At 69.1% G+C, this 20,549-nt stretch carries 21 protein-coding genes; 10 read left to right on the top strand and 11 right to left on the bottom strand.

All coding sequences use genetic code 11. The annotated features are described in order from the left end of the window. Positions 1-18: 18 nt before the first annotated feature. The 10 genes from kdpC (at position 19) to WK25_RS11120 (ending at position 10,581) form a co-directional block, all read left to right on the top strand. Complete coding sequence (kdpC, locus tag WK25_RS11165) at positions 19-600, top strand: potassium-transporting ATPase subunit KdpC (RefSeq protein ID WP_040144704.1); 582 nt, start codon at positions 19-21, stop codon at positions 598-600. A 145-nt stretch (positions 601-745) separates the two neighbouring features. Next, the gene (locus tag WK25_RS11160; protein WP_069241591.1) at positions 746-3,589 is read left to right on the top strand and encodes a DUF4118 domain-containing protein; all 2,844 of its coding nucleotides are present in this window, start codon (positions 746-748) and stop codon (positions 3,587-3,589) included. Next, complete coding sequence (kdpE, locus tag WK25_RS11155) at positions 3,582-4,280, top strand: two-component system response regulator KdpE (protein ID WP_040144702.1); 699 nt, start codon at positions 3,582-3,584, stop codon at positions 4,278-4,280. Before WK25_RS11160 ends, kdpE begins: the two co-directional genes overlap by 8 nt. Before the next feature lie 156 nt (positions 4,281-4,436). Continuing rightward, positions 4,437-4,727 (top strand): DUF333 domain-containing protein, encoded by a 291-nt coding sequence (locus tag WK25_RS11150; RefSeq protein WP_040144701.1) that lies wholly within the window; start codon positions 4,437-4,439, stop codon positions 4,725-4,727. A gap of 165 nt (positions 4,728-4,892) precedes the next feature. Continuing rightward, positions 4,893-5,213 carry a quaternary ammonium compound efflux SMR transporter SugE gene (gene sugE, locus WK25_RS11145; protein ID WP_059546407.1) on the top strand — a complete coding sequence of 107 codons (321 nt, stop codon included), beginning with the start codon at positions 4,893-4,895 and terminating at the stop codon, positions 5,211-5,213. 234 nt (positions 5,214-5,447) lie between these two features. Then, positions 5,448-6,065 carry a DUF4126 domain-containing protein gene (locus tag WK25_RS11140; RefSeq protein WP_040144699.1) on the top strand — a complete coding sequence of 206 codons (618 nt, stop codon included), beginning with the start codon at positions 5,448-5,450 and terminating at the stop codon, positions 6,063-6,065. A gap of 104 nt (positions 6,066-6,169) precedes the next feature. Beyond that, entirely contained in the window at positions 6,170-8,674 is a 2,505-nt protein-coding gene (locus WK25_RS11135; protein ID WP_156432190.1) for an ABC transporter permease, read from the top strand. A gap of 42 nt (positions 8,675-8,716) precedes the next feature. Continuing rightward, positions 8,717-9,127 (top strand): group II truncated hemoglobin, encoded by a 411-nt coding sequence (locus WK25_RS11130; protein ID WP_040144698.1) that lies wholly within the window; start codon positions 8,717-8,719, stop codon positions 9,125-9,127. A gap of 102 nt (positions 9,128-9,229) precedes the next feature. Continuing rightward, the gene (locus WK25_RS11125) at positions 9,230-9,961 is read left to right on the top strand and encodes an alanyl-tRNA editing protein (RefSeq protein ID WP_059546411.1); all 732 of its coding nucleotides are present in this window, start codon (positions 9,230-9,232) and stop codon (positions 9,959-9,961) included. Further along, positions 9,958-10,581, top strand: coding sequence for a DUF924 family protein (locus WK25_RS11120; RefSeq protein ID WP_069241589.1), 624 nt, complete (start codon positions 9,958-9,960; stop codon positions 10,579-10,581). The genes WK25_RS11125 and WK25_RS11120 overlap by 4 nt, the downstream gene beginning before the upstream one ends. Before the next feature lie 120 nt (positions 10,582-10,701). Here WK25_RS11120 and WK25_RS11115 read toward each other — a convergent pair whose 3' ends face one another. From WK25_RS11115 to WK25_RS11065, 11 genes are all read right to left on the bottom strand, one after another. Then, positions 10,702-12,594: an ArnT family glycosyltransferase gene (locus tag WK25_RS11115; RefSeq protein ID WP_069241985.1), complete on the bottom strand. Its 1,893-nt coding sequence runs from the start codon at positions 12,592-12,594 to the stop codon at positions 10,702-10,704. A 226-nt stretch (positions 12,595-12,820) separates the two neighbouring features. Then, complete coding sequence (locus tag WK25_RS11110) at positions 12,821-13,582, bottom strand: SDR family oxidoreductase (RefSeq protein WP_069241588.1); 762 nt, start codon at positions 13,580-13,582, stop codon at positions 12,821-12,823. Positions 13,583-13,604: 22 nt separating this feature from the next. Then, positions 13,605-14,186: a TIGR00730 family Rossman fold protein gene (locus WK25_RS11105; protein ID WP_040144694.1), complete on the bottom strand. Its 582-nt coding sequence runs from the start codon at positions 14,184-14,186 to the stop codon at positions 13,605-13,607. Further along, complete coding sequence (locus tag WK25_RS11100) at positions 14,183-14,938, bottom strand: TetR/AcrR family transcriptional regulator (RefSeq protein WP_040144693.1); 756 nt, start codon at positions 14,936-14,938, stop codon at positions 14,183-14,185. The genes WK25_RS11105 and WK25_RS11100 overlap by 4 nt, the downstream gene beginning before the upstream one ends. A gap of 200 nt (positions 14,939-15,138) precedes the next feature. After that, the gene (locus WK25_RS11095; protein ID WP_040144692.1) at positions 15,139-15,675 is read right to left on the bottom strand and encodes a diacylglycerol kinase; all 537 of its coding nucleotides are present in this window, start codon (positions 15,673-15,675) and stop codon (positions 15,139-15,141) included. Then, positions 15,672-16,706 carry a glycosyltransferase family 4 protein gene (locus WK25_RS11090; protein ID WP_069241587.1) on the bottom strand — a complete coding sequence of 345 codons (1,035 nt, stop codon included), beginning with the start codon at positions 16,704-16,706 and terminating at the stop codon, positions 15,672-15,674. Before WK25_RS11090 ends, WK25_RS11095 begins: the two co-directional genes overlap by 4 nt. Before the next feature lie 28 nt (positions 16,707-16,734). Next, complete coding sequence (locus tag WK25_RS11085) at positions 16,735-17,670, bottom strand: UDP-2,3-diacylglucosamine diphosphatase (protein ID WP_069241586.1); 936 nt, start codon at positions 17,668-17,670, stop codon at positions 16,735-16,737. A gap of 264 nt (positions 17,671-17,934) precedes the next feature. Next, positions 17,935-18,375, bottom strand: coding sequence for an RDD family protein (locus tag WK25_RS11080; protein WP_236857821.1), 441 nt, complete (start codon positions 18,373-18,375; stop codon positions 17,935-17,937). A gap of 78 nt (positions 18,376-18,453) precedes the next feature. Continuing rightward, entirely contained in the window at positions 18,454-19,215 is a 762-nt protein-coding gene (locus WK25_RS11075; RefSeq protein ID WP_040144689.1) for a DUF3106 domain-containing protein, read from the bottom strand. 26 nt (positions 19,216-19,241) lie between these two features. Further along, positions 19,242-19,670 (bottom strand): DUF3619 family protein, encoded by a 429-nt coding sequence (locus WK25_RS11070; RefSeq protein ID WP_040144688.1) that lies wholly within the window; start codon positions 19,668-19,670, stop codon positions 19,242-19,244. Further along, positions 19,667-20,230, bottom strand: a complete 564-nt coding sequence (locus WK25_RS11065) for an RNA polymerase sigma factor (protein WP_069241585.1) — start codon at positions 20,228-20,230, stop codon at positions 19,667-19,669. Before WK25_RS11065 ends, WK25_RS11070 begins: the two co-directional genes overlap by 4 nt. Between the last annotated feature and the right edge of the window lie 319 nt (positions 20,231-20,549).

The following is a 20,549-nucleotide window of genomic DNA, read 5'->3' as shown; positions in this document are numbered from 1 at the left end:
CCTGAAGGAACCACCACCATGAAAACGCTGATTCGCCCCCTCGTCGTGATCTTCGTCGTGCTGACCGCCGTGACGGGGCTCGCTTACCCGGCCGTGATGACCGTGTTCGGTCAGGCCGTATTTCCATCGCAGGCGAACGGCAGCCTGATCGAGCACGACGGCAAGGTCGTCGGTTCCGCGCTGATCGGCCAGCAGTTCGACGCGCCGAAGTACTTCTGGGGCCGGCTGTCGGCCACCTCGCCGATGCCGTACAACGCGACCGGCTCCGGCGGCTCGAACCTCGGGCCGCTGAACCCGTCGCTCGCCGACCAGGTGAAGGCGCGCATCGCCGCGTTGCGCGACGCGGGCACCGATCTGTCGAAGCCGGTGCCGGCCGACCTCGTGACGGCGTCGGCGAGCGGCCTCGATCCGGAGATCACGCCGGCTGCCGCCGCGTATCAGGTCGAGCGCGTCGCGAAGGCGCGCAAGCTCACGACCGACGCGGTCGCGCAACTCGTCGCCGAGAACACGACGGGCCGCCAGTTCGGCGTACTCGGCGAGCCGCGCGTGAACGTGCTGAAGCTGAACCTCGCGCTCGACGCGGCGCAAGCCGCGCACTGAGCGCGGGCGCCGCGGCGCGGCGCGGCATGCTGCGCGCCGCGCCGGCATCGACCGGCGGCGCATGCGCCGTCTTTGCGTTTTGCAGCGATTTGGAACCACAATGCGTGTATCTCGCGCGCCATCCGGCGCTTCCCCATCCTGACGCATGAACCGCCCCGATCCCGACCAACTCCTCGACAAGCTGCAGCGCGATGAAGAAAAGCAGCGGCGCGGCCAGCTGAAGATCTTCTTCGGCGCGTCCGCCGGTGTCGGCAAGACCTACGCGATGCTGCAGGCCGCGCGCCAGCGGCTGCAGGACGGCGTCGACGTCGTCGTCGGGATCGTCGAGACGCACGGCCGCGCCGAAACTGCGGCGCTGCTCGACGGCTTCGACGTGCTGCCGCTCGCGCACATCGAATATCGCGGCCGCACGCTCACGGAGTTCGATCTCGACGCCGCGCTTGCGCGTGCGCCGCAGCTGATCCTCGTCGACGAACTCGCGCATTCGAACGTGCAGGGCGCACGGCATCTGAAGCGCTGGCAGGACGTGCACGAACTGCTCGACGCGGGCATCGACGTGTACACGACGGTCAACGTCCAGCATCTCGAAAGCCTGAACGACGTGGTCGGTGCGATCACCGGCATTCGCGTGTGGGAAACCGTGCCCGATCGTGTATTCGATGCGGCCGACGAGGTCACGCTGGTCGACCTGCCCGCCGAGGAACTGCTCGAGCGGATGCGCGACGGCAAGGTCTATCTCGCGCAGCAGGCCGAGCGCGCGGTGCGCAATTTCTTCCGCAAGGGCAACCTGATCGCATTGCGCGAACTCGCGCTGCGGCGCACGGCCGATCGCGTCGACGCGCAGATGCGAGAGTACCGCGCGGACCGTTCGATCCAGCGCATCTGGCAGGCGCGCGAGCGGTTGCTCGTCTGCGTCGGGCCCGGCCCGGAAGCGCCCACGCTCGTGCGCGCGGCCGCGCGGCTTGCAGCGAGCGTGAAGGCCGACTGGATCGCCGTGTACGTCGAGACGCCGCGGCTGCAGCGGCTGCCCGACGCGCGCCGGCAGCGCACGCTCGACGCGCTGAAGCTCGCGGCCGAGCTGGGCGCCGAGACGGCCACGCTTGCCGGCGACGACGCGCTCGCCGCGCTGATCGGTTATGCGAAGGTGCGCAACGTGTCGAAGATCGTGGCCGGCGGCTCGTCGAAGGTCGGGCTCGCCCGCCGCTTCGCTCGGCCGTTCGGCGAGCGGCTCGCCGAGCGCGCGGGCGACGTCGACCTGATGCTGATCCGCGCATCCGCGACCGACGACGCACGTGCGGCGCCGCGCGACGCGCGCGCCCGCGACTGGCGCGACGCGTTCGCGCAGTTCGGCATGCGGCGTTCGCCGCCGCGCCATTATGTGTATGCGGCCGCGATCTGCGCGGCGATCACCGGTGTCGCGAGCATCGTGTCCGCGCGGCTGGACCTGACGAACCTCGTGATGCTGTACCTGCTTGGCGTCGTGTTCTCGGCCGTGCGGCTCGGGCGCGGCCCGGGCGTGCTGCAGTCGTTCCTGTCGGTGGCCGCGTTCGACTTCTTCTTCGTGCCGCCGCGGATGTCGTTCTCGGTCAGCGACACGCAATACCTGCTGACCTTCTTCGGGATGCTGCTCACGTCGCTCGTGATCAGCCATCTGACGTCGACGCTCACGCGTCAGGCGAGCGTCGCGCAGCATCGCGAGCGCCGCACGGGCGCGATCTACGCGATGGCGCGCGAACTCGGCGCGGCGCTGACGACCGAGCAGATCGTCGAGATCGGCAGCCGGCACGTCAGCGAGGTGTTTCGCGCGCGCGTCGCGTTCCTGCTGCCGGACAGCGCTGACCAGGTGCGGCAGAAGATCGAGGAGCCCGACGCGGCCGTGACGCTGACCGGCCCGGAGCTCGACAGCGATGTCGGCCAGTGGGTGTACGACCAGCAGAAGCCGGCCGGCCGCGGCACCGACACGCTGCCCGCGACCGCTGCGTTGTACCTGCCGCTGAAGGCGCCGATGCGCACGCGCGGCGTGCTCGCGGTCGCATCGCGCGAGCCGCGCGAACTCGAGGTGCCGGAACAGCAGCGGATGCTCGATGCGTTCGCGGCGCAGATCGCACTTGCACTCGAACGCGTGCACTACGTCGAGATCGCGCGCGACGCGCTCGTCAACATGGAATCCGAGCGGCTGCGCAATTCGCTGCTGTCGGCGATCTCGCACGACCTGCGCACGCCGCTCACCACGATCGTCGGTTTCTCGTCGATGCTCGCGAACGGGCGCGCGGCCCGTGCATCGACTGACGACGCGGCGGCGGAACGTGCCGCGCAACGCGAAGCCGAGCTGGTCGACGCGATCCACGACGAGGCGCTGCGGATGACCGGCATCGTCACGAATCTGCTCGACATGGCGCGGCTGCAGGCCGGCAGCCTGCAGCTCAAGCGTCAGTGGTCGGTGCTGGAGGAAACCGTCGGCGCCGCGCTCGCCGCGTGCAAGCGCGTGCTGGCGCGCCATCCGGTGCGCGTCGCGCTGCCGGCCGACCTGCCGCTGCTGCAGACGGATGCGGTGCTGATGGAGCGGCTGTTCGCGAACCTGTTCGAAAACGCGGCGAAGTACACGCCGGCCGACACGCCGATCGACATCGGCGCCGAACGCGTGACCGACGACGGCCGCGCGTTCGTGCGCGTGCACGTCGACGATTACGGCCCCGGCCTGCCGCCCGGGATGGAAACGCGGATCTTCGACAAGTTCACGCGCGGCGAGAAGGAATCTGCGACGCCCGGTATCGGCCTGGGCCTCGCGATCTGTCGCGCGATCGTCGACGCGCACGGCGGTACAATCGGCGCGCTCAACCGTACCGGGCCCGACGGCCGCGTGGCCGGCGCGCGCTTCTGGTTCACGCTGCCGGTCGACACGCCGCCGCCCGCGCCTGCGGTACCCGACGACGACCTCGACGCGCCCGGCGCGTCGCCTTCTTCCGAGCCGTTGCCAGACCATGAGTGAACCGAGCCTGACCGTCGTCCTGATCGAGGACGAAAAACAGATCCGCCGCTTCGTGCGCGCCGCGCTCGAGGAGGAGGACATTGCCGTGTTCGACGCGGAGACGGGCAAGCAGGGGCTGATCGATGCGGCGACCCGCAAGCCCGATCTCGTGATCGTCGACCTCGGGCTGCCCGATACCGACGGCATCGACGTGATCCGCGAATTGCGCGGCTGGTCCGACGTACCGGTCATCGTGCTGTCGGCGCGCACGCAGGAAGAGGAGAAGGTGGCCGCACTCGACGCGGGCGCCGACGACTATTTGACGAAGCCGTTCGGGGTGTCCGAGTTGCGCGCGCGGATTCGCGCGCAGCTGCGCCGGCGCAACCAGGGGGGCGCCAACGAGTCGCCGAAGGTCGGTTTCGGCAACGTGACGGTCGATCTCGCGCTGCGCCAGGTGTGGCGCGACGGCGAGATCGTGCATCTCACACCGCTCGAGTACCGGTTGCTCGCGACGCTCGTGCGGCACGCGGGGCGCGTGCTCACGCACCGCCAGCTGCTGCGCGACGTGTGGGGGCCGTCGCACGTCGAGAGCCCTCACTATCTGCGCATCTACATGGCGCATCTGCGCCAGAAGCTCGAGCGCGATCCCGCGCAGCCGGAGCACATCGTCACCGAAACGGGCGTCGGCTACCGGCTCGTCGGCGCCGCATGACGTGTGCGGCGTGTGGCGCGATGCGGCCGGAATGTCGCGCCGCACGGCGGTGCAGTGGCTTCGGCGCGACATTGCGGCCGCCGGCACGGCCGCGTACACCGCTTGCGCATTCCCCGCTATGCTGATCGTTCCGCGAACGCATCCGAGGAGCGTGCAATGTCCGTCCGTCTGATCGTTATCGCTGCGCTGGCGCTTGCTGCATCGGGCGCGTTCGCGCAGCCGCTGCCGCCGGGCCAGCAGCCTTCTGCGCCGCGTGCGGCGCTCGCCAATCCCGCGTCGGTCAATTGCGAGAAACTCGGCGGCCGTCACGTGATTCGCGACCTGCCGCGCGGGCAGGTCGGCATGTGCGTGTTCAAGGACGGCCGCGTGTGCGACGAATGGGCGCTGTACCGCGACGATCGCTGCGTCGGCGGTGTCGGCGCGAAGCGCGCGTCGAAGAGCGGCTGAACCAGGCGGGCGGGCGCTTTCCCCGCCATGACCTGCCCAGGCCCGCAGCGGCCGGCGGCATCCGGCGCCGCCGTAAGCGCCTTGTTATACTCGCCGCCGCCCGGGGACGGCCCCGGGCCATTCGCTTCAACGGGGACGGCCCCATCCGATACGGAGTACGTCGAGATGGCGTGGGTATTGTTGTTGATCGCCGGTTTGCTGGAAGTGGCCTGGGCGGCCGGCATGAAATCGTCCGAGGGCTTCACGAAACTCGGACCGTCGGTATTGACGATCGTGACGGCGCTCGCCAGCTTCGCGCTGCTCGCGGTCGCGATGCGCCAGCTGCCGCTCGGCACCGCGTATGCGGTATGGACGGGCATCGGCGCGATCGGCGCGTTCGTGTTCGGCATCGTGGTGATGGGCGAGGCGTTGACCGTCGCCCGCGTCGCGAGTGCATCGTTGATCGTGATCGGGCTGATCGGCCTGAAACTGTCGTCGGCCACCTGAGGCCGCCTGACATGGCATGCCGGCGCGCCGGACAACCGGCACGCATCCGGCCCTGACGCACTGCGGAATTGCGCCGGCCGTGCCGATAGCCTGTCTATAATGGAACGCATTCGGGCCTGAATGCCGTCGTGCCGTTCGCGGCACGCGGTGCTGGTCGCCACGCGCCCCGCGGCCGGTCATACCGACTCGATCCGATCAATCGGCAAAACGCACGGAAAGTGCAAGGAGAGGGCCATGATCGAAGCCATTTCGCTCGGCGCGGGGCTCGCGTGGGCGAGCGGGCTGCGCCTTTATCTGACGGTGCTGATCGCCGGCGTGCTCGCGCGGGTCGGCTGGCTGCATCTGCCCGATACGCTCGCGGTGCTGACGTCGCCGTGGGTGATCGGCGCCGCCGCGGTGCTCGCCGTCACCGAATTCCTCGCCGACAAAATTCCCGCGTTCGACTCGCTGTGGGACGCCGTGCACACGTTCATCCGCATTCCGGCAGGCGCGGTGCTGGCCGCCGGCGCGCTCGGCCATGCCGATCCGACCGTGCTCGCGGTCGCGGGGCTGGCCGGGGGCTCGCTCGCCGGTGCCGCGCACGTCGCGAAGGCCGGCACGCGCGCGTTGATCAACCTGTCTCCCGAGCCGATCTCGAACTGGGTCGCATCGTCCACCGAGGACGGGCTCGTGTTCGGCGGCCTCGCGCTCGCATTCTTCGTGCCGCTCGCGTTCCTGGTGCTGCTCGCGGCGTTCATCGCGGCGTCGGCGTGGGCGTTGCCGCGTCTGTGGCGTGGCGTGTCGGGCGGTTTCCGCGGGATGGCGAATCATATGGTGTCGCGGCTCAATTCGATCGGAGGCAAGCGCGATTGAAGGCGCCGCCATCCGTCGAGCGGCAGTACGCTGATCCGTCGGCCGGGCGTCACGCCCATGCCGGCCGCTTCGGCTGGCACGATCTGATCCGGCAGGCCGCGCGCATGACCGCACGCGACTGGCGCGCCGGCGAACTCACGCTGCTCGTGCTGGCACTGGTGCTGGCCGTCGCCGCGCTGACGAGCGTCGGCTTTCTCGCCGATCGCTTGCGCCAGGGGCTCGAGCGCGACGCGCGCCAGATGCTCGGCGCCGATTTCGTCGTGCGCGCCGATCATCCCGTCGACCCGTCGTTCGATCGCGAGGCTCGCTCGCTCGGGCTGCGTACCGCGACGACCGCGATTTTCCCGAGCATGATCGCGCCGGCCGCCCCGGGGCCCGCGGGCGGCGCGGCGCCGTCGCGCCTCGCGGCCGTGAAAGCAGTGTCTGCCGGCTATCCGTTGCGCGGCGCGGTCGAGATCGTGCCGGCCGGCGCGCAGGCTGCGCTGAAGGCGGACGCGATCCCCGCGCCCGGCACCGTATGGGCCGATCCCGCGCTGCTCGATGCGCTGCATCTGAAGGCGGGCGACACCGTGCGGGTCGGCCTGCGCACGTTCACGGTCGCCGCGTCGATTTCCCGCGAACTCGATCGCGGCTTCTCGTTCGTCAATTTCTCGCCGCGGCTGATGATGCGTGCGGACGAGCTCGCGGCCACCGGGCTCACCGGGTACGGCAGCCGCGTCACGTACCGGCTGCTGGTTGCCGGAAACGCGCAGGCCGTTGCGCGCTTCGAGGCCTATGCGCACGGTCGCGTCGACGGCGGCAAGCTGCGCGGCGTCGGCCTCGAATCGCTTCAGGAAGGCCAGCCGCAGGTGCGCCAGACGCTCGACCGCGCGCGTCATTTCCTGACGCTCGTCGCGCTGCTGACCGCACTGCTCGCGGCGGTCGCGATCGCGATGGCCGCGCAGCGCTACATGCGGCGCCATCTCGACGGCTGCGCGACGATGCGCTGTCTCGGTGTGAGCCGCCGCACACTCGGCGCGCTGTTCGCACTCGAATTTGCCGGCATCGGCATCGTGTCGGGCGTCGCGGGCGCGGTGCTCGGCTACGGCGGCCACTGGGCGCTGCTTGCCGCGCTCGGCAGCCTGATCGACGTCGTGCTGCCGTCGCCGACACCGTGGCCGGCGCTCGTCGGAATCGGCGCCGCGCTCGTGCTGCTGCTCGGCTTCGCTTTGCCGCCGCTGGCGCCGCTCACTCGCGTGCCGCCGGTGCGCGTGCTGCGCCGCGACTGGGGCGATGCGTCGCGCACCGCGTGGGCCGCGTATGCGCTCGGCGTCATGCTGTTCGCCGCACTGCTCGTCATCGCCGCGGGCAACCTGAAGCTCGGCCTGATCGTCGCCGGCGGGTTCGCGGGCGCGCTGGCCGGTTTCGCGCTGATCGTGCGGCTCGTGCTGTACGCGGCCGCGCGCGCGGTACGCAATGCACGCGTGGCGGCCGGTATCGGATGGCGCTACGCGCTCGCGTCGCTGCACCGGCGCGGCACGGCGAGCGCGCTCCAGATCACCGCCCTCGCGCTGGGACTGATGTGCCTGCTGCTGATCGCCATCACGCGCAACGACCTGGTTGCCGGCTGGCGGCAGTCGACGCCGCCCGATGCGCCGAACCAGTTCCTGATCGACATCCAGCCCGACCAGCGCGACGACGTCGCCGCGTGGCTCGCCGCGCACGGCGTGCGCGACGCGGTGCCCGCGCCGATGGTGCGCGGGCGGCTCGTCGCGATCAACGGCAAGCCGGTGAACCCCGATGCGTATCCGTCCGACGAAGCGCGCCGCCTCGTCGACCGCGAGTTCAATCTGTCGTATACGACCGAGTTGCCGTCCGACAACCGGATCGTCGAAGGCGACTGGTTCGGCACGTCGTCGCGTCCGCAGATTTCGATCGAGGCCGGGCTCGCGAAGACGCTGAACGTGAAGCCTGGCGACACGCTGCGTTTCGACGTGACGGGGCTCACGGTCGACGCGCCGATCACCAGCGTACGCAAGCTCGACTGGGGCTCGTTCCGCGTCAATTTTTTCGTGCTGATGCCGCCGCCGGTGCTGAAGGACTTCCCGGCCGTCTATCTTACGAGCTTTCATCTGCCGGCTGCGCAGGCGGCGCTGCTCGATCCGCTGATCGCACGCTACCCGAATCTGACCGCGATCGACGTCGCGCCGATCCTCGCGCAGTTGCAGCGGATGATGCTGCAGGTGGTCGGCGCGGTGCAGTTCCTGTTTGCGTTCACGCTCGCGGCCGGCGTGCTCGTGCTTTACACCGCGCTCGCCGGCTCGCGCGACGAGCGCGTGCGCGAGGCCGCGCTGCTGCGCGCGCTCGGCGCGTCGCGCGCGCAGGTGAATGCGGTGCAGCGCGCCGAATTCATCGTCGTCGGCGCGCTGGCCGGCCTGCTGGCGTCGTTGGGCGCGATCGCGGTCGGCTCGGTGCTCGCGTCGCGCGTGTTCGACTTCCAGCTCGCCGTCGATCCGTGGCTCGTGCCGGCGGGCATCGCGGCCGGCGTCGCGTGCGCCGGTGCGGCCGGCTGGCTGAGCCTGCATAATGTGCTGCGGCGCCCGGCGCTGCAGTCGCTGCGCGACGCATGAGCGTTGCCGGCGACCCCGACCATCCCGTTTCCGATTATCCGTATGACCGATGTGAATGATGAGGCGCCGTCGCAGCCGACGGCGTTCGAGCTCGTGGGCGGCGAAGCCCGCGTGCGCGACATGGTGGACCGCTTTTACGACCTGATGGATCTGGAGCCCGAGTTCGCGCAGATTCGCGCGCTGCATCCGGCGTCGCTCGACGGCTCGCGCGACAAGCTGTTCTGGTTCCTGTGCGGCTGGCTCGGCGGCCCCGATCACTACATCAGCCGGTTCGGCCATCCGCGGCTGCGCGCACGGCACCTGCCGTTCCCGATCGCGTCGGTCGAGCGGGATCAGTGGCTGCGCTGCATGGCGTGGGCGATGGAAGACATCGGGCTGCCCGAGCCGCTGCGCGAACGGCTGATGCACTCGTTCTACGATACGGCCGACTGGATGCGCAACCGGCCCGGTTGATCGACCGGTACGCTGCCGTTCCGGTGCAGGACGATGTGCGTCTGGGCGGCTGCGCCACGCGGCGCGACACTGACTGTTTCCGATCGATACGAGGCGAGTCCGATGACCACCCAGGCTTTGTTTCGCGAAGACGCATACCTGACGCAATGCGACGCGATCGTCGTTGCCGTCGGCGACGACGGCATCCGGCTCGACCGCACGGTGTTCTATCCGCTCGGCGGCGGCCAGGCCGGCGACAGCGGCACGCTGACGCTGCCCGACGGCATTGCGATCACGATCGCCGATACGCGCAAGGCGAAGTTCGACGGCGCGACGCCCGACGATGCGGTGCACGTGCCTGCGGCTGGCCAGGACGCGCGCGTCGCGTCGCTCACGCCCGGTATGCGTGTGGTCGCGGCCATCGACTGGCCGCAGCGCTACCGGCGGATGCGGCTGCATACCGCCGCGCATCTGATGTGCGCGGTGCTGCCGTATCCGGTCGACGGCTGCAGCGTGACGGCCGACTACGTGCGGCTCGATTTCGCGACGTCGGACGCGATCGACCGCGTCGACGTCGAACGTCGCCTCGCGGCGCTGGTGCACGGCGCGCATCCAGTCACGACCGAATGGATCACCGACGCGGAGATGGCCGAACGGCCCGAACTCGTGCGCACGATGAGCGTGAAGCCGCCGATGGGGCTCGGGCGCGTGCGATTGTTGCGGATCGACGGCATCGACCTGCAGCCGTGCGGCGGCACGCACGTGCGCAACACGTCGGAAATCGGCGGCCTGCGGGTCGCCAAGCTCGAAAAGAAGAGCGCGCGGACACGGCGCCTGGTACTGGAGTTTGCATGACGGTCGACAACCCGGGGCGAGCGGACGCCGCCGCCGCGCTCGATCCGCAAGCGCGCGAGATTCTCGATTTCTGGTTCGGTGCGCCGGATTCGGCGGCGTTCGGCCACGCACGCAGCGTGTGGTTCAACGGCGGCGCGGCGTTCGACGACGTGCTGCGCGCGCGTTACGGCGCGCTGCTCGACGCCGCATGCGACGGCGCATGCGATCACTGGGCCCGCACGCCGCTCGGCGCGCTCGCGCTGATCGTGGTCCTCGACCAGTTCTCGCGCAACATTCATCGCGGCACGCCGCGCGCGTTCGCCGCCGATCCGAAGGCGCTGGCGCTCGCGCGGCGCATCGTCGCCGCAGGTTGGGACGCGCAGTTGCCGAGCGGCCACCATCGTGCGTTCGCATACCTGCCGTTCGAGCATGACGAGTCGGACGAAAGCCAGCGCGAGGCGGTGCGGCTGTGCGCAGGCATTCGTCGGGAGGCCGGATGCGAAAGCTATCACGACTTCGCGTTACGTCATGCGGCCGTCGTCGAGCGCTTCGGCCGGTTCCCGCACCGGAACGCGATCCTCGGCCGCGCGTCTACCGGCGACGAAGCGGCCTTCCTGCGGCAGCCAGGGTCGTCGTTTTGACGCGGGGACAGCGGCGAGCGGCGCGGCCGGCATGAGTCCCCGTTCTGGCGTCGCGGGCGGCGGCCTTCGGCCCGCGCGTGGCCGAGCGGCGACGTCGCCGCCGCGCGGCGCCGCGTTCGGTTACGGCGCGTTGTGTTGCTCGGGCGTGCGCACGTAGACGCGCAGCATTTCCTTGTCGTCGCCCGGGCGCGCGCCGCTCCAGAACAGCTTCCATTCGTTGCCCGGCGACGGATCGACGGTCCGCACGCCCTGGACGATCATCCACGTGCAGCGCGTGGTCTTCGCGTCGTCAATCGGCGTGTGCTGGATGCCGGAGAAGTAGTACAGCATTGGTGCTTCGGATTCACCGAGCCCGTGCAGACTCGCCATGCAGTCGCCGTCGTTCCATTCGAGCGCGAGATGCGCGTTCAGGTCGTCGAACACCGACCGGTAGCTCTTCGCGACGTCGAGCCACGGCAGCAGCAGCGTGTACACGAGCCCCCACGCGGCCAGCGCGCCCGCACTCCACGACAGCGCGCCGCGCCACGGGCCCGTTGTGCGCAGCTTCGGCAGCAGCGTCAGCCAGCCGATCGTCAGCACGAGCGCGCCGAGCACGAGCGCCGGCACGATCGGCATCGTCCAGTCGAGCGGCAGCCAGCGGCCGAGCGGCGCGATGCTCGCACGCGACGCGCCCGGATCGGCCATCGTCGCCCAGATCGCCCACGCGAGCACGACGACGGTGCCGAACAGCAGCCGGCTCAGGTAGTCCCACGCGAGATGCAGCCCGCGCGGCAGGCGGTCGATCGCCTGCGCAGCGACCAGCGAGAGCGGCGCAAAGAACGGCAGGATGTAGAGCTGGCGCGAGGTCGCCGATACCTGCAGCACCGCGAGGCCGATGCCCACGAACAGCACCGGCAGCCCGATGTGCGGCGTGCGCCAGTCGCGCCATGCGCCGCGGGCGAGCGCGACGATCGCGAGCGGCGCGACCGGGAAACCGACCAGCAGGAATGCTCGCAGGATGAAGAGCGGCTTGTCGTTTTCGGCGCCGAGTTCGGGCACCGAGAAGCCGAAGAAGCGGCCGACGTTGTTGTCCCAGAACCACGTCATGAACAGCGTCTCGGAGCGCAGGAACAGCACGGTCGGCCAGATCAGCGCGAACGGCGCGAACACGAGCGCGGCGACGCCGAGCGAGCGTGCGAACGCGCGCGTCCGGCAGGCGGGGTAGAGCACCATCGTACCCACGACGGTGGCCGCGAACACGAGCGGCACGAACAGCCCCTTCGCCATCAGCGCGATGCCCACGCCCGCGCCGAACATCGGCGCGGCCCGCCGGCCGGCCGGCCGCACCGGCAGCCCGTGCTGCACCTGCCGCCCGCGTGCCACGTGCTGCATCACGAGTTCGAGCAGTCCGCAAAAGCCGATCGCGGCGCCGGCGAACAGCGCGACATCCGTGATCATGTCGTGCACGTGCTTGATGACGACGAGCGTGCCGGCGCTCAGCACGACCGGCCCGATCACGCGCAGGTCCAGCCAGCTGTCGGCGCGGCTCGCACTGCGCGCCGCGCGTGCGATGAAGCCGAATGCGAGCGCCGCGAACAGCGCGCTCGCAAGCCGGGCGGCATCGTGCAGCGGCATCACGCGCTGCAACAGCCATGCGAGACTCGTCGCGACCCATGCGTAGAGGGGCGGCTTTTCCATGAACGGCAACCCGGCGTTGGTCGGCACGACGAAGTCGCCGGTCTCGAGCATGTGCTGGATGATGCCGAACGTATAGGTTTCGTCCTGCTTCCACGGATCGTGGCCGAGCACGCCCGGCAGCGTATAGGCGCAGAGCAGCGCTGCCACCAGCATCCACACGCGCCAGCCGAGCCGCAGGATGCGATCGCGGGCTGCGCCGGGCGCGGCGGTATCGGCCGCGGCGAACGGGCCGGCGGCATGGAGTGTCGTGCTGAGGTCGGGATCGGCGGGGGATCGGGCGTGCGCCGAAGCGGGCGCGGACGTGCGTCGCCGGCCGGGCGCTGCGGTTCCTGGCATGGAAAAGATCTCGTTCGGGTCAAGCTGGTCCGGCGGCATTGGCCGACACCATTAGGGTCACATCGACGCGACATGACAGCCGGATGACGGCTGCTGGCGTTCGGCGCTAGTAAAGCACGGAACTGTTACGGATGTTTACCGGGACGCTCACGATTTTGTGGAGATTTGTGGTGTCGTGACCGCGTGGCGGGTCGCGGCGGCCCGCCGGGACACTTTACGGGTGCGATTACCGTCCGCCGCCGACGTCGAGCAGCGCACCGGTCGTATAGGACGCCGCGTCGCCGAGCAGCCAGACAATCGCTTCCGCGACCTCGTACGCGGCGCCGGCCCTGCCAAGCGGCGTCTGCGCGCCGAGACGTGCCGCGCGGCCCGGCTGGCCGCCGCTCGCATGGATGTCGGTCTCGATCAGGCCGGGGCGCACCGCGTTCACGCGCACGCCGTGCGGGCCGAGTTCCTTCGCGAGGCCGATCGTCATCGAATCGACCGCACCCTTCGAGCCCGCGTAATCGACGTACTCGTTCGGCGACCCGAGCCGCGACGCGATCGACGATACGTTGACGATCGCGCCGCCGCGCCCGCCGCGATCGGTCGACAGCCGGCGCGCGGCTTCGCGCGCGCACAGATACGCGCCGAGCACGTTGGTGTCGAACATCCGGCGCAGTCGGTCGAGCGGCATGTCGGCGAGCGGCATCGACGGTGCGACGATCCCCGCATTGTTGACCAGCGCGTCGAGCCGGCCGAACGCGGCCGTGACGGTGTCGAACATCGCGATAACGTCCGCTTCGTTCGCGACGTCGCCGGCCACCACGCACGCGCGGGCGCCGGCGTCGCGCACGGCCTCGGCGGTCAGCTCGGCCGCCGCGGCGTCGCGTGTGTAGTTGATCCCGACGTCCCAGCCGCGCGCGGCCGCCAGCACCGCGGTCGCGCGGCCGATGCCGCGGCTCGCGCCGGTGATGAGGACGACTTTGCGCTCGGACGGTGCGGGCATCGCGGGCGGTTCCGGAATGGTGTTACTTGGCTGCGTCCGGCGCCCACTTGTCGCGGGCGGGCGGCTGGTAGCCGCGCAACTGCTCGATCAGCGCGGCGGGCTCGGAAGCGATGCACAGTGCGTCGAAGTAGGTGGGGCGCATGAAGCCTTCGTCGACGGTATGGCGCAGCAGCGCGATCAGCGGATCGTAGAATGAATCGATGTTGTACAACGCGACCGGCTTGCGGTGATAGCCGAGCTGCGCCCACGTGTAGACCTCGAACAGCTCTTCCAGCGTGCCGGCGCCGCCGGGCATCGCGACGAATGCGTCGGCGAGGTCGGCCATCATCTTCTTGCGGTGGTGCATGTCGGGCACGACGTGCAACTCGGAGAGCCCCGTATGGCCGACTTCCTTGTCGACGAGGAGCTCGGGGATCACGCCGACCGCACGGCCGCCGGCCGCCATCACTTCATCGGCAATCACGCCCATCAGGCCGACGCGGCCGCCGCCGTAGACGAGCGTGAGGCCGGCATCGACGAGCGCGCGGCCGAATGCACGCGCGGCATCCGCATAGACGGGCCGCACGCCGGACGACGAACCGCAATACACGCAGACTGCCTTCATTGTTTCGTATCCTTCGCGGCGGGCTTGGCGGCGACCGGACTGCCCGCCGGGCGCGGCGAACCGTCGCGCGGCGGCAGGTAGTCGGCGAACTGGCGCTTCGGCAGCTTGCCGGAGACGAGATCGTCGAACAGCTGGCGCGACCGGCCGCGCAGGTACGGGGCCATGATCGAGATCACGTGCATGCTGACCTGGTGCAGCTCCTCTCGGATCGCGTCCTGGTCGTTGTACTTGCGCGGATGCATCACGTACTGATACGACAGCCAGTACGTCGAGATCACGGCCATGTTCGTCGCGATGACCTCGATCTCGGCCGGCGTCGCGACCATTTCGGCGTCGGACACGAGCAGCTCGCACATGTCGTGCGCGAAGCGCACCTTGTGGCTGATGATCTGCTTGAAGTGCGTCTCGAGCGTGCGATTGCGCGCGAGCAGGTCGTTCAGGTCGCGATACAGGAACCGGTAGGTCCACATGAAATCGGCCATGTACTGCAGGTAAGACCAGGTTTCGTCGATCGTCGGACGGTGATCTTCGGGGAAGCGCAGCCGCCGTTCGATCTGCTGCTCGAACTGCGCGAAGATGCTGTTGATGATGTCGTCCTTGTTGCGGAAATGGTAGTACAGGTTGCCTGGACTGATTTCCATTTCCTCGGCGATCGTCGTGGTCGTGACGTTCGGCTCGCCGATCTCGTTGAAGAGTTTCAACGACAACTCGAGAATCCGTTCGCGGGTGCGGCGGGGAGGTTTCGCTTCCATGTCGTCCGGCCCTGTGTATGCCGGACTGGCGGGCGCTGCAATCGATGCTGCGAGATTCGTCCGGCGCGGGTTGCTGTTCTAAGTCTGGCCGACGATTATAAACCGCTGTTTCCTCGCATCGGGCGCATTTCGTGTGCGCAATGCATGCGCCGCGTGCTGCACCGCCGCATGCGCGCGCCGCGGCGGCCCCGTGAATGCGGCTAGAACCCGAGCCAGCGAGCGACGACCGGACCGAGCACGAACCCCCACGTCGTCACGCATGCGAACAGCGCGACCGTGACTGCCGCGCTGCCGAGGTCCTTCGCGCGCTTCGAAAGCTCATGGCGCTCGAGCGAGATGCGGTCGATCGCGGCCTCGACGCTCGAATTGAGCAACTCGACGATCAGCACCAGCAGCACCGAGCCGATCAGCAGCGCGCGCGAGACGGCCGGCACCGGCGAGAACGCGCCGATCGGCAGCATCAGCGCGGCGAGCGTGAGTTCCTGGCGGAACGCGCTTTCCTCGCGGATCGCGACGCGAAAGCCGTTCAGCGAATGCTTGAGCGCGTACCACGCGCGCGTGATGCCGCGGTGGCGCTTGTACGGATTCGCCGGCAGCGGCGCCAGACGGTCGTCCGGGCCGAGCGGTTCGTGCGCGTGCAGGTCCGCATCGGCGTGCGGCTCTTCCTCGTCGAACGGACGATGCGGCTGCGCCGTCGCGGCAGGGGATGGATTGCGGTCGTTCAGGTCTCGTTTCAAACGGGTGCACCTTCGGCGGGCGAGTACGCAGTCTTCGGCAGCGGCTTCAGGTGGGACGCGAACTGCTCGGACGCCGCGCGCCACGAGAAGCGTTCTGCCCAGGCGCGCGCGGTCTCGCGTTCGATCTTCAGCGCCTCGAAGCAGGCTTCCTGCAGGTCTTCGTGCATCGCGCCGGCATTGCCCCCGCTCAGCACGTCGATCGGACCCGTGACCGGGTAGGCCGCAACCGGCGTGCCGCATGCGAGCGCCTCCAGCAGCACGAGGCCGAACGTGTCGGTGCGACTCGGGAACACGAACACGTCGGCCGCAGCATACACCTTCGCGAGCTCGGCTTGGGACAGCACGCCCAGATAGTTCGCTTCCGGATAGCGCGACTTCAGCTCGGCGAGCGCCGGGCCTTCCCCCGCGACCCACTTCGAGCCCGGCAGGTCCAGACGCAGGAACGCCTCGACGTTCTTTTCGATCGCGACGCGGCCCACGTACAGGAAGATCGGCCGCGCGGTATTCAGCACCTTCGAGTCCATCGGCCGGAAGATGTCGAGATCGACGCCGCGCGTCCACAGCACGACGTTCGTGAAGCCGAACTTCTCGAGGTCCTGCTTGACGACCGGCGTCGGCGCCATCACCGCGAGCGACGGTGCATGGAACCAGTGCAGGAACTTGTAGGTCGCCGCCAGCGGGATCCCGAAGCGCGCCTGCACGTATTCCGGAAAGCGCGTGTGATAGGCAGTCGTGAACGGCAGCTTGCGCGCGCGCGCATAGCGGCGGGCGGCGAGACCGAGCGGGCCTTCGGTTGCGATGTGCAGCGCGTCGGGGGCGAACGCATCGATCCGTGCACGCAGTTTCCGGTACGGCAGGATCGACAGGCGAATCTCGGGGTAGGTCGGGCAGGGCACCGTGCGGAATTCCAGCGGCGTCAGCAGTTCGACGCGGTGGCCGAGCGCCGTGAGTTCGCGCGACGTGCTCTTCAGCGTGCGCACGACGCCGTTGACCTGCGGTTCCCACGCGTCGGTGACGATCATGATCTTCATCGCGGCATGTCCTGTAAGTAGGGTTGTGTCAGGCAGTGGCCTTGGCCTTGCGCGACGTGGTCTCCGACGGTGCGGTGCGCATCACCGTCCAGTAGACGATCTTCAGTTCGCCTTCCATCGTTTCGACGAGCGCGGACAGGCTTTCGACCCAGTCGCCGTCGTTGCAGTACAGCACGCCGTCGATGTCGCGAATCTCGGCCTTGTGGATGTGGCCGCAGACGACACCGTCGCAGCCGCGGCGGCGCGCTTCGTCCGTCATCACGGTCTCGAACTGCGAGATGAAGTTGACCGCGTTCTTGACCTGGCGCTTCAGGTACTGCGACAGCGACCAGTACTGGAAGCCGAGCCGGCTGCGGATCCGGTTGAACCAGCGGTTCAGCACGAGGATCAGCGTGTACAGCGTGTCGCCGAGATAGGCGAGCCATTTCGCGTGCTGGATCACGCCGTCGAACAGGTCGCCGTGCACGATCCACAAACGTTTGCCCGCGAGCGTCGTGTGAAACGCCTCGCCGCGCACCTGGATGTCGCCGAACGCGAGGTCGCAGAACTGCCGCGCGCCTTCGTCGTGGTTGCCCGGGATGTAGACGACCTGCGTACCCTTGCGCGCCTTGCGCAGGATCTTCTGCACGACGTCGTTGTGCGCCTGCGGCCAGTACCAGCCTTTCTTCAGCTGCCAGCCGTCGATGATGTCGCCGACGAGGTACAGGTATTCCGAATCGTTGTGGCGCAGGAAGTCGAGCAGATACGTCGCCTGGCAGCCGCTCGAGCCGAGGTGGATGTCGGACAGCCAGATCGTGCGGTACCGGTGGGCCGACGATTCGGGCTCGTCATGTGTCGCGTGCGTCGGCGTCGGCTCGTGCGGCGCCAGCGCATCGGTTGCGGCAGAGCCGGACAGGAACGCGTTGACGGCTCGGGCGCCGAGCGGTTGACGGAACAGGGAGGTCGCGGACGTTTTCTGGCCCATGCATGACTCGCGCCGGTTGACATGCACGCATTGCGCCATGCGGGCGTGACCATGCCGTGACAGTCACGAGACGTTCTTATTACTGTCGTCCCGGCGTGTTTAGCAGTGAATGCGGCAGCGTTGAGTTATCTGCCGAACCGACCGTTGGACCGGCATCCCGCAAGCCGACCGGGGCGGTCGGCGGGTATCCGCGACGAATTTCGTCAGATCAATGCGTCGTGGAGCCGAGGGCGGCGCGGGTGCCGTCGCGGATCGCGCGGCGCGTCAGCGCGGAAGTGCGACGATGCGGGTGCGGGCGAGGCGGTCGTGCGGGAACTGGCGGTCGGCATGCAGGCACGCGGCGCCCGCCCACGCGGCGATCCATGCGGCGGCAATCGCGAGCGTGACGGGCACCGGCAGCCCGAGGAGCGGATGCAGCGCGAGCGGCGGCAGGAACCACAGCCAGCCGAGCGCATACCGGACGAGTGCTTGAGCCGCGTTCAGCGGCCGCCCGCTCGACGATTCGAGCCGCAGCCGCCAGGTCTTCATTGGCAGCGTCTGGCCGCCGTGGGTCCAGAACCACACGAAATACGCGCCGACGACGAGCGCGATCCATGCGGTGAGCAGGTTGTGATGGACGAGGCCGTTGCGCTGCTGGGTCACGAGGCCGAATGCGAGCCCGGCGAAGAACACCACGCCGAACAGCAGCACGGCTTCGTACAGCATTGCCGCGAGGCGCCGGCGCACGGACGGCGTGGCGCCGGCGGGCGGGGCGGATGGCGCAGGCACGTTCGTCACGGCTGCTCAGGAACCCTTGAACAGCGAAGGCGCGTCCGCCGGCGACACCGGCGTGACGGTGGCCGGCGCGGTCGCGGGCCCGGTGCCGGACGTCGCCGACGCAGCGGGCGGCGCACCGGCGCCGGCCGATGCGGGCGCCGGTGCGACCGCCGCATTGCTCGCCGGATGGTCGTGCGCATTGACGAGCCGGCGCACATCGCGGTCGGCGACGGCCGGTGGCGCGCTGACGACGCTTGGCCGGCGGCGGCGCTCGGTCGCGGCCAGCCGTTGCTTCTGTTCTTCGGGCAATTGCTGATAGGCCTTCCACGCGCGCTCGCGCGCCTGCGCGGACAGTTCCTTCGCGCTCTGGTAGTTCTCGCGCGCGACGCGGCGTTGCTCGGGCGTCATCCGCACCCATTCGGACATCCGATCCTGCAGATGTTTCTGCGCGTCGGGCGTCAACTTCGCGAAACGCGACGCGATCTTCAGCCATTTGCGCTTGCGCGCGTCGCTGAAGCCGTCCCATTGGTCGGCGAACGGCGCGAGCGCCGCACGCTGCGCGGGCGTCAGGCGCGCCCATGACAGCGGGCCGTTGGCGGCCGGCAGCGGCAGGGGCAGCGGGGGAAGTTCGGTGCTCAGGCCGGCCGCGGCCGAGGTCGGCGCGGGTGCGCTGCTGGCCGCGGTGGAAGCCGCGGGAGGCGGGTTGAATCGGGAATAGGTGGCGACGTACGAAACGGCGATCGCGATCACGCATCCGAAAAATACGGCCAGGCCGCGTTTCTGACTCACCCGTGCGATCCCCTCGTTATTGTCTGTTAGCGTGCGTGCGAAAGATACGCGTTGAACCCGTGGTCGAGATACGCGTTGAGCGGCAGGTCGTCGCTCAGCATCGCGGCGTCGATGTCCGCGAGCTCGGCGGTGCGCTGCATGTCTTCCCAGTACGCGATGCCGACGAGCCCCGCGAGCAGCAGCGCGAGCGGCCACGCGCGCAGCAGGCGGCGCGCGAACGATGCCCGCGGGCGGTTTGCGGGCGCCGGCGCGCCGTACGTGCCGGCCCCGCCCGCGAAGGCCGGTACGAATACCGGCGCGCTCGCGGCTTCCGGCTTCTTGCGCGCGAGCGCGGCCCGGCGCGCGGCGGCCAGGCGGTCGGTGGTCGCGGCAGGCAGCGCCGCGGCACGTTCGTCCAGCGCGCGGCGCACCTTCAGCGCGAATTCGTGTTCTCGATTTACGGGAGCGGAGCTCATAGCGTGATTCCTTTGGCCTTGAGCGCTTGCGCCAGCGCGTGGGTGGCTCGCGAGCAGTGCGTTTTGACGCTGCCTTCGGAGCACCCCATGGCGGCGGCCGTCTCGGCGACATCCATATCTTCCCAATAACGCATCAGGAACGCTTCCCGTTGACGCGTCGGAAGTTTCTGGATTTCCTCGTCGATCAGGGCCAGAACCTGTTCCCGCTCGAGGCGGTGCTCGGTGCTCTCGACTCCTGCATTGTCGCCCGCCGATTCGAGCGTTTCCAGTGGATCGAAGTCTTCGTCGTCCGTATTGTTCAGCGACGAGAAGAGGGTGACCCAGGTGTTGCGGACCTTCTGCCGGCGGAACCAGTCGTGGATCGCATTCTGCAGGATCCGCTGAAACAGCAGCGGCAGCTCGGCCGCCGGCCGGTCGCCGTATTTCTCCGCCAGCTTGATCATCGCGTCCTGCACGATGTCGAGCGACGCATCGTCGTCCCGCACGGCGTACGCGGCCTGCTTGAACGCGCGCCTTTCGACGCCCGCCAGAAAGTCGGCGAGTTCCTTGTCTGATGCCATTCCGTAAAGGTATGCGCTGCGGACTGCGGCGTGTGAAAGGTCGAAAAATTTCGTAAAACCCGCGGATGCTAACAAATTTTCGCGTGAGTTGGCATCGGTTGCGGCGCGCCACGTTGCTCACGAGCCGCGTGCGCGGGCCGCCGCGCGCCGGCCATGATGCGCTGCGGGATATTTTGCTTGACGGCCCAATCTCGAGCCGCTATTGTCAGCGATTCGCAACATGAAGTGATAGTCTCATTTGAGGCTGGCCCAAGAAGCCCGCCCTTCAACTGGACGCGCCGCTTGAACCCGAGCCACAAGCCCGGCAGAGAGCACCCGA

The organism is Burkholderia latens, assembly GCF_001718795.1.
Taxonomy (GTDB): domain Bacteria; phylum Pseudomonadota; class Gammaproteobacteria; order Burkholderiales; family Burkholderiaceae; genus Burkholderia; species Burkholderia latens_A.
This window is presented reverse-complemented; position numbering and strand designations above follow the sequence as displayed.